Annotated in this window: 15 protein-coding genes; 7 read left to right on the top strand and 8 right to left on the bottom strand. The window is 44.0% G+C overall.

Translation table 11 applies throughout. The annotated features are described in order from the left end of the window. Positions 1–311: integrase core domain-containing protein (locus BP74_RS12375; protein WP_496374550.1), on the top strand; the 311-nt coding region annotated here is incomplete at its 5' end. 216 nt (positions 312–527) lie between these two features. On the opposite strand, the gene BP74_RS12370 is transcribed toward BP74_RS12375, so the two are convergent. The 4 genes from BP74_RS12370 to BP74_RS12355 form a co-directional block, all read right to left on the bottom strand. After that, a complete protein-coding gene (locus tag BP74_RS12370; RefSeq protein WP_496374548.1) occupies positions 528–1,397 on the bottom strand; it encodes a glycosyltransferase family protein in 870 nt (289 codons plus the stop codon). Positions 1,398–1,466: 69 nt separating this feature from the next. Beyond that, the gene (lysS, locus tag BP74_RS12365) at positions 1,467–3,020 is read right to left on the bottom strand and encodes a lysine--tRNA ligase (RefSeq protein WP_496374546.1); all 1,554 of its coding nucleotides are present in this window, start codon (positions 3,018–3,020) and stop codon (positions 1,467–1,469) included. A gap of 56 nt (positions 3,021–3,076) precedes the next feature. Further along, the gene (locus BP74_RS12360) at positions 3,077–3,493 is read right to left on the bottom strand and encodes a hypothetical protein (protein ID WP_496374544.1); all 417 of its coding nucleotides are present in this window, start codon (positions 3,491–3,493) and stop codon (positions 3,077–3,079) included. A gap of 85 nt (positions 3,494–3,578) precedes the next feature. Next, positions 3,579–4,268 carry a hypothetical protein gene (locus BP74_RS12355; protein ID WP_496374542.1) on the bottom strand — a complete coding sequence of 230 codons (690 nt, stop codon included), beginning with the start codon at positions 4,266–4,268 and terminating at the stop codon, positions 3,579–3,581. A 239-nt stretch (positions 4,269–4,507) separates the two neighbouring features. On the opposite strand from BP74_RS12355, the gene BP74_RS12350 reads away from it, so the two are divergent. Genes BP74_RS12350 through BP74_RS12340 form a run of 3 tightly spaced genes read left to right on the top strand, consistent with a single transcriptional unit; the run spans position 4,508 to position 7,269 of the window. Next, on the top strand, positions 4,508–5,506 hold the full coding sequence (locus BP74_RS12350; RefSeq protein WP_496374540.1) for a helix-turn-helix domain-containing protein: 999 nt from the start codon (positions 4,508–4,510) through the stop codon (positions 5,504–5,506). After that, positions 5,503–6,504, top strand: a complete 1,002-nt coding sequence (locus tag BP74_RS12345) for a hypothetical protein (protein ID WP_496374538.1) — start codon at positions 5,503–5,505, stop codon at positions 6,502–6,504. The genes BP74_RS12350 and BP74_RS12345 overlap by 4 nt, the downstream gene beginning before the upstream one ends. 60 nt (positions 6,505–6,564) lie before the next feature. Continuing rightward, positions 6,565–7,269 carry a DUF4197 domain-containing protein gene (locus BP74_RS12340; protein WP_496374536.1) on the top strand — a complete coding sequence of 235 codons (705 nt, stop codon included), beginning with the start codon at positions 6,565–6,567 and terminating at the stop codon, positions 7,267–7,269. Between the two features lie 96 nt (positions 7,270–7,365). On the opposite strand, the gene BP74_RS12335 is transcribed toward BP74_RS12340, so the two are convergent. The 4 genes from BP74_RS12335 to BP74_RS12320 all read right to left on the bottom strand — a co-directional run bounded on the left by BP74_RS12335 (position 7,366) and on the right by BP74_RS12320 (position 12,269). After that, entirely contained in the window at positions 7,366–8,580 is a 1,215-nt protein-coding gene (locus BP74_RS12335) for a radical SAM protein (RefSeq protein WP_496374534.1), read from the bottom strand. A gap of 18 nt (positions 8,581–8,598) precedes the next feature. Beyond that, positions 8,599–10,242, bottom strand: a complete 1,644-nt coding sequence (locus BP74_RS12330; protein ID WP_496374532.1) for a hypothetical protein — start codon at positions 10,240–10,242, stop codon at positions 8,599–8,601. Positions 10,243–10,322: 80 nt separating this feature from the next. Continuing rightward, entirely contained in the window at positions 10,323–10,898 is a 576-nt protein-coding gene (locus tag BP74_RS12325) for an outer membrane beta-barrel protein (protein WP_496374530.1), read from the bottom strand. 495 nt (positions 10,899–11,393) lie between these two features. Next, positions 11,394–12,269 (bottom strand): flavin reductase family protein, encoded by an 876-nt coding sequence (locus tag BP74_RS12320; protein ID WP_496374528.1) that lies wholly within the window; start codon positions 12,267–12,269, stop codon positions 11,394–11,396. A 581-nt stretch (positions 12,270–12,850) separates the two neighbouring features. Between BP74_RS12320 and BP74_RS12315 the strand changes: the two genes are divergently transcribed. The 3 genes from BP74_RS12315 to BP74_RS12305 all read left to right on the top strand — a co-directional run bounded on the left by BP74_RS12315 (position 12,851) and on the right by BP74_RS12305 (position 15,647). After that, on the top strand, positions 12,851–14,107 hold the full coding sequence (locus tag BP74_RS12315) for a glycosyltransferase family 4 protein (RefSeq protein ID WP_496374526.1): 1,257 nt from the start codon (positions 12,851–12,853) through the stop codon (positions 14,105–14,107). A gap of 235 nt (positions 14,108–14,342) precedes the next feature. Continuing rightward, complete coding sequence (gene gldC / locus BP74_RS12310; RefSeq protein WP_496374525.1) at positions 14,343–14,702, top strand: gliding motility protein GldC; 360 nt, start codon at positions 14,343–14,345, stop codon at positions 14,700–14,702. Positions 14,703–15,194: 492 nt separating this feature from the next. Further along, positions 15,195–15,647: a GatB/YqeY domain-containing protein gene (locus BP74_RS12305; RefSeq protein WP_496374523.1), complete on the top strand. Its 453-nt coding sequence runs from the start codon at positions 15,195–15,197 to the stop codon at positions 15,645–15,647. Positions 15,648–15,654 lie beyond the last annotated feature (7 nt).

The raw sequence follows: 15,654 nt of genomic DNA, 5'->3' as shown, positions 1-15,654 counted from the left end.
TCACTCCGAGCATGTGCAAGGCAGCCTGGGAGAATGCCTATACAGAAAGGATCAACAGAACCATAAAGGAAGAATATCTTAATGGTTGGGAAATTAATAGCTATAATAGCTTAACTAAAAGGCTTAAGCAGGCTGTATATCATTATAACCATAAAAGAAGCCACTCAAGCCTTTGTAAGAAAAGTCCTGTAGCTTTTGAAATGGAAATTAATAATATGAATGCCTCTGATAGACCTAAGCTTAAGATTTATAAACACGTTGAGAAACAAATAATAGAAGTAGGTAAACAAGTTCTGAGTTATAAATATTAGTACTTTAAAAAAGTCAACCTTATTCAGGCACGTAGAAATTTTCAATGCTCAATGCTCAATGCTCAATTTTTAAGGGAGGGAATGGGAGAACTAAGATTGGCAGGATAAAAAGGGATTATTGAGGAGATCCACAGACTCCCGACTACTGACTCCGGACTCATGACTCAGCTCCCTCCTTGTCAACTTGTCAACCCTGTCAACTTGTTAACTTTCCAACTAAACAATCCTATAGTTATTATGATCAAAGGGCCGCTGGCCGGTGATCTTCTCTACCAGGTTCTTGAATTTTTCCTTTACAGGTAGGCGGTTGTAGGAAAGGTCGTAATCGAACTTCCAGTTCATGGCAGCAATGCGTTGTTGCATTACCCTGGGATGCGTGCCTTTGAACTTTTCCAGGGCATCGATATGTGACTGGTAATCATAGGCCTCATACACTTTTTGTGGCTGCCAGTTGTCGCCGCTCCAGTGCTTGCTGAAATTATACTGCTTCTCATGCATGGTCTCGGGCGGACGCACCCAGCCATAATGGTGTATCCAGGCATTCAATGGCTTCACCCGCAACTTTTCATTATCACCCTTGCGAAAACCCTGTGCATCACGGTAAGAAAAGATGTTGGGATCATTTCGGATGATGCGTATCTCTCGTTTGTACCATTTGGAAGACACGCCAATGTAATCAAAGGATCCATAAAAATGGCGGTACTTGAAGAGTAATCCATCCACTTCCTTTTTATCCTTCCAGGTATGCATGGCTTTGCGGATCTCATCATAGCCATCTTCGTGCAAGACTTCATCACCCTGGATGTAAAAACACCAGTCAGTATCCCTGGCAATGGCACGATACGCTTTTTCAGTTTCCACAGCCAGCACCCGGCCACCCTCCCTCAGGTTATCATCCCATACCGTATCAATGATCCTGATCTTTTGGGGGTCAATACCGGCAACTACATCGCGGGTACCATCTTCGGAATCACCCACTGCCACTACCACCTCGTCACAGAGGGGCAGTATGGACTGCAGCGCCTCTACGATGGGGTATTGGTACTTTATGGCATTCTTGATGAATGAAAAGCCGGTTACTTTCATTTGCTGTAAATAGCAAAGGAGAAAAGGAGCAGGTATGATCCCTTCCTCTCCTCCCCTGACAATGGGCTATTATTGTTGTTCGATGTTTTCTTCGTTGGCTTCCACTACCCATTTTTCCGGGCGCATTTGCGGGAACAGCAATACGTCCTGGATAGAGGGCTGGTTGGTCAGCAACATGCAAAGCCTGTCAATACCAAAGCCGATACCTGAGGTAGGAGGCATGCCATATTCCAGTGCACGCAGGAAATCATAGTCAATATACATGGCCTCTTCATCTCCTCTCTCCATCAGCTTCACCTGTTCTTCAAAGCGCTCACGCTGGTCAATAGGGTCATTCAGCTCGCTGTAGGCGTTGGCTATTTCCTTGCCGTTGATGATCAGCTCAAAGCGTTCCACTAATCCATGCTTGGTGCGGTGCTTCTTGGTCAGTGGACTCATCTCGACAGGATAGTCAATGATGAAGGTGGGCTGCACATAGTGCTCCTCACATTTCCCACCAAAGATCTCGTCGATCAGTTTTCCCTTTCCACTGCTTGGTTCTACATCTATATGCAATTGGCGACAGACCGCTCGCAGTCCTTCCTCGTCCATTTCGCTCACATCAATACCTGTATGTTCCTGGATGGCATCATAGATGCTGATGCGTTTGAAAGGTGCTTTAAAAGAAATGGTCTTATCACCCACCGGCACTTCAGCTTGTCCACAAACATCTATAGCCGCTTTTTCCAGCAATCGCTCGGTCACATTCATCATCCACAGGTAGTCTTTATAAGCTGTATAGAATTCCAGGATGGTAAACTCGGGATTGTGGGTGCGATCCATACCCTCATTGCGGAAGTTGCGGCTGAACTCATACACCCAGTCAAAGCCTCCAACGATCAGGCGTTTGAGGTATAATTCATTGGCCACGCGCAGGTAGAAAGGCGCATCCAGCGCATTATGATGGGTAATAAATGGCCTGGCAGCGGCACCACCGGGGATGCTTTGCAATACCGGCGTATCTACTTCAAGGGCTCCATGCTCGTTTAAAAACTCACGAATGGAGTTGATCAGTTTTGTTCTTTTTAAAAAGGTTTCCTTGATGGAAGGATTGATCACCAGGTCTGCATAGCGCTGGCGGTATTTGAATTCCGGATCGGTTACCGCGTCAAAAGTTTGTCCTTCGGCTTCTTTTACTATGGGAAGGGGACGCAGTGATTTGCCCAGGAAGGTGAGCTCTTTCACATGTACAGAGATCTCTCCTGTCTTGGTACGGAATACAAAACCCTTTATACCAATGAAATCACCAATATCTACCAGCTTTTTCCATACAATATCATAAAGGGTAGTGTCACCATCTTTGGCCAGGTCGTCCTTACGCAGGTAGACCTGGATTCTTCCCTGCGAATCCTGCAATACGGCAAAGGAGGCCTTGCCCATATCACGGACACTCATGATGCGGCCAGCGAGGCATACATCAGACAGGGCATCTTTGTTTTCATCCGTGAAGGAAGATTTGATGGCGACTGAATAATTATTTACGGGATATAGGGCAGCAGGGTAGGGATCGATGCCCAGTTTCTGCAGTTCTGCCAGTTTTTCTCTACGAACAATTTCCTGTTCTGATAAATGTTGAGTTTGCATGTACACCACGGTTTCTAAAGTGGTGCAAATGTACAGATACGAAGACAATAACCCTGCTATCGGTCCAGCGGAATGAGCAGGCCAATACCGGTTTGCCGCAGGCTTGTTGAAGAGGGGATATTGATTTGCTGTGTTCTTATCACCATCATGGCCCTTAATTTATATTTCGAAGCACTAATAAACAGCGGTATGCTGGCCACGAAAGACACTGCTCCTAAAGCTATCATTGTGTAAGCTCCTGAATTGTTTTTGTCGCCTTCCATAAGGTGCATAGTGCCTAATCCGCCAAATATTCCCAGTGCTACCCCTCCAGCCATCAAAACAAAGGCGCCCGCTTTTTGATCGCGGCTCTTTTGCAGGTAATGCTGCGACAAATCTTTACCGGTAAGTTTTTGCGGGATGCCTTTTGATTTTTGTGCACCTAAGCTGCAGGCGGTGCTTATCAATACCGTTATAATGAATATTTTTTTCATAATCCTTTGGATTTGTTTGTTCCATTGGTTTTCGGGAAAACAATGAAAAGCATGCTTTTTCAAAAACGTATTTTATAAGGGGTTTTTAGTGTTTTTTATTTGTTGGCAGGATCACCTGCAGGCCAATTCCCATATTCCAGAAACCACCGGGTTCACCTGGCTTGAACAGGTAGCCAACCTCAGGACGGATGGCCCATTTATCCAGGTTGCTGCTGAATCCTGCGCCACCTGAAAAGCCCATTAAAAATTCATTATCTCCTTCTGAGCCGATGATATAATCTCCTTTTAGAGAAAAGGAAAGGTCTGCCTGGTTGCTCTTTGTGGTAAATGTGCCTATGAACTGTGGGGCGATGGAATAATTATGGTCTTTGAAGGTTTCACCAGCCTCTGATTCTTCCTTGAAATTGTACCGGCTGATGGGGACCAGGACAGCAAATTTTTTATCCTTAAGGCTAAACTTGGGGATAACACTGATATAATTGGCTTTGAACTTACTGTCCTCCATGCCAACCGGTACCAGTTTTTCGTAGCGCAGTTTGATGTCCATTTTGTCATTGATGCCATAGCCCACTTTACCTCCATAATTGTTGTTGGTAGCAGCGGATTCGCCGTCACCACTGAAACTATAATGGGTGTAACTGCCGGAAAGCTCCAGGCCGCCCTTGCCCAAAGTTGCTGCCCGTTCATAACTGGTGTTTACGGGTGCTACCGTAGCACAGGAAATAAAAAATATGGCGGGAATGGCTGCAACTGCATGTAGTAAATTCTTTTTCATAACCAATAGTTTTAGGCAATGAAGCTACCTTCCTGTAAAGGCGATTTCTAATTGAATTATGCTCCCGGAAAATGAGTTTTGGCATTTTTTGCAACTGTCAGTAATGAAGCCATACTTATATCGTTAACCGGCGTTTTATTTTTTTACCTGGCAGCCACAATATCACCCTTTGCCAGTTGATCGAATTTTGCTAACTTAAAAGAAGATTGGTTCGTCCAATTATTACCAAAACCAACTTTATGGGTAACAGTTCGATCCAGGGACTTCTTTTTCAAAGGATCAGGGAAAAGCTTTCACCGGGAGTTTCCCTTGCAGAGCATATTTCTGAGCTGTTGTGCCTGAGCCCTGACAGCGCCTACAGGCGTATCAGGGGAGAAACACCCCTGGTGCTGGAAGAAGTGAAGCTATTGTGTGATGCACATTCCATCTCGATGGACCAGCTATTGCAATCAAAGGATGATTCCGTGCTTTTCTCCGTTGTGCGGGTGGAAGATGCCAATGGAAGTTTCAAACTTTTTTTGCAGGAAATGCTCCACCGGTTGCAGATGGTTGCCAGTGCCAACCAGAAAGAACTGATCTACCTGAGCAAGGAGATCGTGGTCTTTCATTTTTTTATGCACCCGGCTCTTTTTGCTTTCCAGTATTATTTCTGGATGAAATCGACCCTTCGGTCAGACACTGTGCCCCTTCAATTTTCTTTTGACCTGCTAAAGCCTGATATTGAAGCCATCGGCAAAGAGATACTGTCTGTGTATAATTCCATTCCTTCTATTGAAATATGGAACCTGGAATGCATCAATAATACCATTTCACAAATAGAGTATTACAGGGATGCAGGTTTATTCCGTTCCAGCCAGGATGCAGAAATTATTTATGCCGGCCTGCGCGAAATGCTTGCTCATTTACAATTGCAGTGTGAGAAGAGCTGCAAGTTCCTTCCCGGTGAAAATCCCCAGTTAAAGAAAAACAACTTCCAGTTCTTTTACAACCGTGAAGGCCTGGCAGACAATACTATTATGGCGCTCATTAATGGACGCAAAACCCTGTACCTGAATTATGAGGGGCTGAATTATATGTACACACAGAATGAAAAGCTTTGTGATTCGGTCTATGGCAGGTTGCAGAAACTGCAAAGAACTTCCACCATCCTCAGTGGTGTGAGCGAAAAGCAACGGCACCTTTTCTTTAACTCCCTGCGGAACAAAATTCCAAACCGTCAAAAACTGCAATTGAAATGAGCGGCACTAACCTCCAGGATAGAATATTCAGTGAGATCAAGAGCAGGTTGCCGGCACAGGTGTCGCTGGTGGACGAAATTGCTGTTGCGCTGGGAGTGAGTACAGATAGTGCTTACAGGAGGATAAGAGGTGAAAAAGTACTAAGCCTGGAAGAAGGCTATACATTGTGCCAGCGGTATGGGTTCTCCCTGGATAACCTCGCTAACCCTGTTTCCAACTCTTATGTTTTTACCGGCAATTTTGTAAAGACAGAATCATTCAGTTATAAGGAATTCCTGACCAATATTTACCAACAGGTAAAATATATGACAGGATTTGAGAACCGGGAACTGATCTACCTGGCCAAGGACATTCCCTTATTTCATCATTTTCATACCAGGGAGCTGGCAGCATTCAAGCATTATTTCTGGATGCGCAATATCCTGCACCATCCCGATTTTGCCACCATGAAATTCAAGGTGAGTGATTTTCCCGAAGACTTTTACGAGATAGGAAAGAAAGCCCTTGATTGTTACAACAACTTGCACACAATAGAGATCTGGAATATTGAAAGCATCAACAGCACCATCAGGCAGGTGGAATATTACCATGATACCAATGTGTTCACCAGTGAAGAAGAGATCTACCAGGTGTATGAAGCAGTGGGTAAATTAATTGACCACCTGGAGCGGCAGGCAACCAGTGGCTATAAGTTTGCCCTGGATGGAAATGTAAGCCAGCGACTGGGTAAATATGAAATGTATTTCAACGAGATCGTCATACTGGAAAACTCACTGCTTGCAATTTTGAATGGGACCAAAACAGCTTTCCTGGTGCATAATGTGATCAATATCCTTATTACAAGGGATGTGGCCTTTTGTGATAATATGTATAGTTATATACAAAACCTGATGAAGAAATCTACCCTGATTAGCAACGTTAGTGAGCGGGAGCGCACACGCTTTTTTAAATTCCTTCGCCAGAAGATAGCTAACCGCAAGCAAACCCTGAAGGTGTAATCTATTTACCTCCTTACCAATTTCTGGCAGTAAATTTGAATCCATCGAATAAATCAAATTATGTTGAAACGCTACCTTATTGCCTTTAGTCTTACACTGGGGCTATTATCCTGTGAAACACTTTCCAATTTACCCATGTCAACTACCATCACCCAGGCCGAAGCGGCACAGGGAATACGTGATGCGCTGGACCAGGGCGTTGGCCGTGGTATAAACCTGCTGAACAAGGAGGATGGTTTTTTTGGAAACCAGGCTTATAAGCTCTTTCTGCCGCAGGAGGCAGTAAAAATAGAAAATACGTTACGCCAAATCGGTATGGGTTCATTGGTGGACAAGGCAATCCTCCAGATCAACCGTTCTGCCGAAGACGCCGTTGGATATGCAAGGCCTATCTTTTTAGATGCAATCAAGGAAATGACCATCGCAGACGCCATCAACATCATCAAAGGTCCTAAGGATGCAGCTACGCAATACTTCAAAGACAAGACCACCAGTAAACTCATAGCAGCTTTTACACCTATCATAAAAGGATCGCTGGATAAGTTCAGTGCCACAAAGTATTATGGTGATATGATCAATACCTATAACAGGTTTCCTACAACCATGAATAAGCTAAATCCTGATCTTCCTTCTTATGTGGTAGATAAGGCAGTGAGTGCCCTGTTTGACCAGGTAGCGCAGGAAGAAGCCAATATCAGGGCCAATCCTATGGCACGGACAACAGACATACTGAAAAAAGTGTTTGGCTGGGCAGCGAGGGGTTAAAAGAAATGAAGTTAATGGAAAGGGAGACGATAGTCTCCCTTTTTTGTTTATGCGGTTATTTATTCCCGTTATATGATCTCATTTGCCTTCTATCTCTTAAGCGATCTTTCCAAACCTTGGGCAGGCGTTTTCTTTTTGTGGCAAGGCATTTCCGTTGCCCCGTACCAGCTCAATGATATTATAGGATTTGGTATGACAAAATGGACAGGCATGTACATCGCCCGCGGAATCAACATATACACTGCGGCTGCCTGAAAAGCAACCTACACGACGCTGGTGGTAACCATGATAGAGCATTGTGGGATACTGGCTGTAGGAAGGATGATGATTGATAGTGGTGAAAGCTTTTTCCAGCAGTTCAATATGTGCGTCCTCAAGGTGAACTTCCTTGTCCGCATAATGACCAACCTGTCTTGGCTCCAGCACCTGCACAAACTGCACACCCAGGTCCCGGGCAAAGTCCATATAGGGCATTAGGTGATTGCCATCCAGGAATTCTTTGGTGGCACATACGCTTATGGAAGTAACCATGCCTGCCTCCTGTGCATATTTCACTGCTTTTACGGCTTGTACAAATGAGCCTTCTTTGCCACGGAAGGCATTGTGCCTGTTGGGCAGGTAATGATCAATACTTATTACCATGCCTTTGCAGCCCGCTTCTTTTAATTCACGGGCAGTTTGCGGTGTTACATTAAAACCTGAAGACAAAACCCAGCATTCTGTTTTTTTAGAGGTATGGCGAACCAGCTTTACCAGGTCTTTATACCGCACCATGGGTTCACCCCCACTGAAATGTATTTGCAATACACCTTCTTTTTGATAGAGGTCAACCACTTTATACAAATCATCCAGCGTAAAGGATTCGCTTAGATTAAGGTTGTCCCATTCAAAGCAATGCTCGCAACGCATGGGGCATTTACGGGTGATGGCGAGGAATACAAAAGACAACCGTTCCTTGGTATCCAATGGGGAGGCCTGCCTGCGCAATTCGCTTTTGATAAGATCATCGTAGGCTTTGGAAGGCCAGCCCGGCGTGTACTGGTTGAAGTAAAACTTATTGCCCACGCTGTATAGCTTTTTGAGGTCACCACCCCAAACATTGGTGCGGAGCGAAAGCATTCTTTTGTATATGTCAAGGATCTTTTTGGGCTGGCGCAAAATGATGCAGCTAAAATAAAATATACGAAGCTTGATCATCCACCAAATAAATGTTCTGTATATGCCACTTACCTGCCGGGTGGACATGCTTCCTTGTTCGATAGTATTTTCCTCCTGGTACAGGTAATCGTTTAAGCTTATGGTTGTTTGCATGACTGTTCTTTTAAGTGTTTAATTGGAGGCAAAAAGTAAGGGATTGGCCTGGTGCTGTTGTTTATAACGTTCCATACCATATAGCGGAAAGGCATTGGGTTTAGTGAATTGTTTCAGGAATTTGACATCCGCCTTGCCGGTAAAATTGCGTATGTGCTGGTAGTAACCTTTTGTGTGAAAGATAAAGGAGTAAGACATGCCTTCCTGTTGCCTGCCAGCCTTGTATTCAAGTGTTGCTACGTTCCCTATTTCGGGTTGCTCCAGGTATTGGCCATCTTCTCTATTCAAAAGGGATATGATGTCTTTGCCTGTTTCATCCGTTGCCTGGCTCAATGGCAATTTGTCCACTGTAAAATCAGTATTACTGCTGTAATCAATGGCCATGGCATCTATCTCCCAGAACATAAAGCCGCTGCTTAAACGAAGCTCTACCTCTTTTGAATTGATACCGGAAAGATCCAGTGGCACCACTACTTCACGTGTTGTCAATGGGCCAATTGTGGTTAGTTCAGAGACCTTTTTCCAGCTACCGGCTGTTTTAATGGATATTTCTAAAGGGAGCTTTTGTTCCCTAACCCATTTTAGTAATTCGGCCGCGGTCTTTTTATGTTGTTTCCTCATGTAGGTAGCATAATAACTTCCAAAGCCTTTGGCCAGTTCTCCATATAGATAATCCAGGAAATAAGAATTCTTCACTGTAAGCAGAAGTTTGGCTTTTTGCGCCTCCCGGGGCTTTTTGAAAGTTACATTCAATTCATTGAGTCCATCCCTGGAAGCCGTATCATCAAAATATTGAAGCCGGAGGTCATTTGCTTCAGATATATTTTTCAAGGCATCATTACGATGACGGAAGGTGGCCTCTAAAGGCGCCTGCGGTTCAGCGATGCTATACAAATTTCCATTGGCTCCGGCCAGCACTTTTGTTCCGGGCTTATGTGTTACCACCCATAGTTCAGCCATGTCAGTGTATTGGATCTCTTTGAGTTCGTTGCTGATCTTGATGCGGTAGCTTCCCCTGCCAGAAGGTGCCAGTTTGAGCGGGAGGTAATCATGCCTGGCCAGTTGGGGGTAGATGGCCCCTCCATAGATCTCGCCCTGCAAGGAAAAGCTGTTGCCATCATCTGCACTAACAAAAGGACAGGAACTTTTGGTGGCGGCTATAATGATGGCTGCAACAACTATGGCACCGATTATGTATCCTATAGCGCCGATCACATAACTATTGGTTGTACGTTTTTTGTCTTTTTCAATCACTTCAATTTTCTGCACTTTATCCAAGGCAAGGGTATAGCTGGATGGGATTTGAATGGTGCTGTCATAAGGAATATAAAAATGCACTTCATTCAGTACGCCCTGCTGGGAAGTCTTTTTGTATTTCAGATTCCGTTTAGGTCCGTTATTGACATATACCTGGTGGATAAAGGAAAGAGAATCCAGGGTGACTTTTACTGTCTTACGGTCTTCACTCATTGCCCCAATTTTCATGTAGTAGGCCTTGTTGCCGTTGCGAAGTATAAAATCCCTATTGGCTATATTCAGTGAATCAATGACAGCGGGATCTTTTGTCTTGGTTGTGGCCTGATAATAATTATGACAGCTGGTGCTGATTGCCAGTACCAACAATGGTATAAGCAATGTTCTGAGTTTTGGTATATATGCCATATATAGCGGTTTAATGTGTTCACCTACCTGACAATAGATTACAGTTTTAAATTCAGAGGGTAAAGAATAGATCGAACAGCTTAAAAAAGATAGCCTATCGTAAATCCGAAATAATGCCTTGATGAATGGGTGCCATCCTTATTGATATTCGTTAAACTTTTCTGGTAATTCAGATTGGTTGAAAAACCGATGTGTGATTCATAGCCTGCCGTACCATTGACAGCCCAATCGATGGTTTTATAGCTATTCAGCGGATCAGAATCGAGCATGTTTTTCATGGCCGGGCCTGCGCCGATCATGATCTTCCCATTCTTTGTTTGAGGTGTAAACAATAGGTATAATGGTATATCAAGGTATGCCAGGTCATCCTTGTAAGAACCATATAGGTTTCCGAAGTTGTAATTACTATTTGCATATCCCATGGTAAGCTCAGCTCCTGGTCTTAATTCAATTTGCTTTGCCAGGGGCACTGATAAAAAACCTCCTGCCAGGAAACTGACTTTCGAGTGAGAGAAGTTTTGTCCATCTGGTTGTGTATAGGTGATATGGGGGAAGGTGAGCCCGAGTTTGGCCCCGATTCTTACCTGTCCGTTCACGGCCAGGCCTAAAAGCAAAATACCTGTACTTAAGATGATATGTCGAAGGCAGACTTGCATACTTTCTATTTAATATGGAACAGTTACAGGTACATAATTCATTACAAGGTCATTTACTTTGCGTGATAATTGTTTGGCAATGATTTATCCGGGAAGCCAGGAGAAATGATCTGCTGATTGGTTTTACCCAACAGCTCCTGGTACATATAATGTTTTGGTTTGCTTTTATAAGTTACTAACTATACAGAATATTTCAAATTATTATTACCACTGGCATGCTTACGTGCTCATAGATTCAAAGACCTTACTGGTTATTGCTTGTTATTGTTGGGTTTAGCTAATGCAATAAGCTCCCGTAAAGGAGCTTATTGCATAAATTCAAGAAAATGTTTTAAATGGTGTGCTATGCAGGTGTTCAGGTAAAGCAACAAAAAGTAGTATTGGTTGCGACACTTACCGGTTCACATGTAATGTAGGATAATTCCGCATCATGCTCTATTAAATTTAGCCTGGGATAACAATGCTTTATTTGGCTTCCAGTTCTCCTGTTGCAGCTTATAATAACAACACCTGCCAGGCTTCGTAGACTTTACCTTCGTCTAAAAGGCGGGCAGCATAGCGGTGTGTTTCTTTTTCCATTTCTTCAGGACTGACCGAAAAGTACTGGACGATATTTTTCAGGTGCTCATCATCAAATGAAGGTTCTACCACCGGCATCTCGTTGACGTTGGCTAATTGTCCGAGGTGATTGCCAGTAAGGATATGACTGTTGCGTATGTTTTCCGGCAGTGCATCCATACCTATGCCCAGTTGCACATTGGGTTTGGGAACAGTAAACAGGTTGTCCTTCGATACATGGCAATACCAGTCGCCACCAAGACGGGCCACCAGTTCCAGTTTGGCTTGATCCAGCTTTTTGTCTTCGGTAAACAGGCTGTCATCAATATGGAGGAGTAGTACCTCGCAGATCACCAGGTTGCCCGCACCTCCTTCCAGGCCCAATGGTTTCACTTCCAGCACCCTGCACTCCAGGTTTACCTTGCTTTCCTTTACCATGGGTGGCTTAACGAGTGTCGCAGCTTGTTTTGTGAAACCTGCTTTTACAAATTCATCCACTTCTTTGGGGTATTCGCAACTGGCCAGGGAGGTTTGCTGCACCATGTCGTAGGTCACTATGTTGATGACCACCTCGGGCACTTCAATTACATTTTGGAGAGAATGCTTGGTTGTATTGTCCCTAACCCTACGGGCAGGGGAAAAAATTACAATCGGAGGGTTGGAGGAGAACATATTGAAAAAACTAAAAGGGCTCAGGTTCACATTCCCTTCCTTATCAATGGTGGAGGCGAAACAAATGGGTCGGGGGCCGATTACGTGCTGCAGGTAATATTGCTTTTCTGCCGGCTTTAGTTCTTCAAGGTGAATGATCATACCGGGCAAATTTAGAATAACCGGGAAGTTTAAAGGATAATCTCAAGGGAAACTGCTTAATTAAATTGAATAGGATAGTGAGAGCCTTATGGTCCCCGACAGGATTTTTAGACTTTCGGGGACATAAAAAAAACCGCTCAACGCGGTAAAAAAGAAAGGGGCCCCGAACCAAGGCCCCTTTTACAAGCCACCATCCTCTTCCACCTAAGAGGTCATTTATAAAAAGACGCATTTGCGTCAGTCAATCGTAAGGGTTAAGGGTGAAATAATTCTTTCTTTAAAAAAATGGTTAAGGGTGAAACAATTACTTCTGTAAATAGTGGTACAAACTATATACCAATTCATTATCAGCGTAAAAACAAAGCCTTTTCTACAGGATTTTTGTAATTATTGTTGAATTAAGACAACACCTTCCCCAATTTGTTTTCATTCACCTGTTGAATTTCCTCAAAAGACATTTATGAGAACCCTGGAAGATCATCTCAGGTAGATGGTAGTTGAACTCCATTTAATACTACCTAAGGACAAGGAATGTAAATAACTCAGGCAACCTTCGAACTGCTTTCGGCCCTTGCCAACTTATGTCAAATTCCATCATGTGCCGGGCATCCTGCCTTTTCCCTGGTATTTCCATGCACATAAACAAGGAGAGCCGCGACGAAGGGCCTTTTATTTCAGAACCTCTCATTGAATACCTTTGCCAGCCTATGGTGATCGCGGTTAATACACGCTTCCTGCTAAATGGAGGCCTGGAAGGTTTTGGAAATTTTACAGCGGAAATATTTGGAATGATGGCCCGCCAACACCCGGAGCACCAGTTTTGCTTTTTGCTGGACCGGCCCTATTCAGGCGACAATGATTTCCCTTCCAATGTCACCATGCAGGTGATCTCTCCGCCGGCCCGCCATCCCTTATTATGGAAATACTGGTTTGATATAAAAATACCCCCGGTGCTTCGTAAGATCAAGGCGGATGTATTCGTATCACCCGATGGCTTTTGTTCACTGACCACAAAGGTTCCACAGTGCCTGGTGGTGCACGACCTGGGATTTCTCCATTATCCTGATACCTATAAAAAGACACATTTCCGCTTTTACCGTCATTTTACTCCCAGGTTCATAAAGAAAGCTAACACCATAGCAACGGTTTCTGAATTCAGCAGGCAGGATATCATCACTCATTATAAAACCCCTCCCGGAAAGATTGATGTTGTGTACAACGGGGTAAAAGAGGATTTCAAGCCTGCATCCTTTGACAAAAAGGAAACTGTCAAAGAACAATATGCCGGTGGCAGCGAGTATTTCCTGTATGCCGGTGCCATACAGCCAAGAAAAAACCTGGTGAACCTGTTGAAGGCTTTTTCCATATTCAAGAAACGCCAGCGGAGTGAAATGAAACTGGTGCTGGCAGGGAGACTGGCCTGGAAGAATGACGAATTCCTGGAATTATTAAAAACCTATAAATACCGCGAAGATGTGGTGCTCACAGGCTACCTGGAGCAGAAAGAACTGGTCCTGTTGATGGCTTCCGCCTATGCATTGGTGTATCCTTCGGTTTTTGAAGGTTTTGGCGTTCCGGTGGTGGAAGCCATGAAATGCGAAGTGCCGGTCCTTACTTCCGCTGGTACTTCCATGCAGGAAATAGGAGGGGATGCAGCCCTGTATTTTGATGCGTCCAGCCATACTGATATGGCAGAAAAGCTGATGCTGGTATATAAAGATGAGGACCTTCGCCAATCACTGATCCAAAAAGGAAAGACGGTGGCCAGGAAATATACCTGGAAGAAGAGTGCGGAGCTGCTGTGGGCATGCATTATTGAGGCTATGAAAGTGAACTAAGATTTATGAGATGGGGAAGGATTTCTAAGGAAATGCACGCTCGTAAATTATTCACTAGGCATTGGGGGGTGAAAAAGGTCTAATCATCTTCAACCCCGTGCCTTTTAATTTTTCCCACCGTGCATCTCTGTGACGTAATGCTTCCGTAGTTCCCTCCCGACTCCTGACTATTGACTCTCGACTCCCTAATCATGACTCCCGACTCCTTCCTATCTTCGCGTTTCAAAATTCAAAAATGGCAAAATCAAGTATAGTAATCGATGTGGAACTGGACGAAGGAAGGGTTCCCAGCAGCATTGAATGGAAGGCATCTGAAAGCACCGCTGAAAGACCCCAACAGGCCAAGGCCTTTTTGCTTTCGCTCTGGGATGGTGCCGATAAAACAGCCCTTCGCATAGACCTGTGGACGCAAAAGATGATGGTGGATGAAATGGCAGATTTTTATTACCAGACCCTGATGACCATGGCGGATAGCTTTGACCGGGCTACCAGGAATACCGAACTGGTTACAGACATGAAAAACTTCGCTAAATTGTTCTACGCCAAATTCCAGGACCAACAGATGAAAGCAAATAAGCTGGAGACAGGAAAGTAAGGAATATCGAATATCGAACAAGGAATGTTGAATGAAGAAGGGAAAGAGGAGAACCACGGTGACACACAGACAGGGAGATACACGGAGGATTTGAACCGCAGAATATCGAACAAGGAATTTCGATTGAAGAAGTGGATTAGGTCGGATAGAAATAATTATTGCAGTCAGTGTTAAGTCGAAGAAAAAAATGCTCAATGAGCTATGCTCAATGTTCAATATTCAAGGGAGAGAAAGAACTAAGATTTTTATGATTGGATAGGATTTTTGAGGAAGAAGTCGAATGTCGAATATCGAAAAAGGAATGTCGAAGGAAGAAGTGGTTTAGGTCGGAAAGACAATTTTCTTGCAGTCATTACTTGTGTTGAAAGTGAAGCATGAGCAATGCTCAATGTTCAATTTTCAATGTTCGAGGGAGAGAAAAGATTGAAATAAACAAAGCCTCTTCAACTTAAAGAACTAGAAACTACAAACCACAAACTATAAACTTTATATATGTCTTTAGAACAAAAGATCATGGGCGAGATGAAGGAAGCCATGAAGTCGAAAAATGAAGCAACATTAAGAGCGTTAAGAGCTATAAAAGCCGAGATCATCAAAGCAAAGACAGAACCGGGAGCACATGGTGAGATCAATGAGGAAAAGGAAGTGAGTATGTTGCAGAAGATGATGAAGCAACGGAGGGACTCACTGGAAATTTACCAGCAACAAAGCCGTACTGACCTGGCGCAAAAAGAACAGGAAGAAATGGCGGTGATCGAAAAATTCCTTCCCCAACAGTTAAGTGGTGAGGAATTGAAAGCTGAATTGCAACAGATCATTACTGAAACCGGTGCAGCTTCTGCGGCAGACATGGGAAAAGTGATGGGGGTGGCAACGAAAAAGCTGGCCGGCCGTGCAGATGGTAAAGCTATTTCTGCAACGGTAAAAGAGCTGCTGGCTAAATAATAACAGA

Source organism: Flavisolibacter ginsengiterrae DSM 18136, from assembly GCF_059568575.1.
This window is presented reverse-complemented; position numbering and strand designations above follow the sequence as displayed.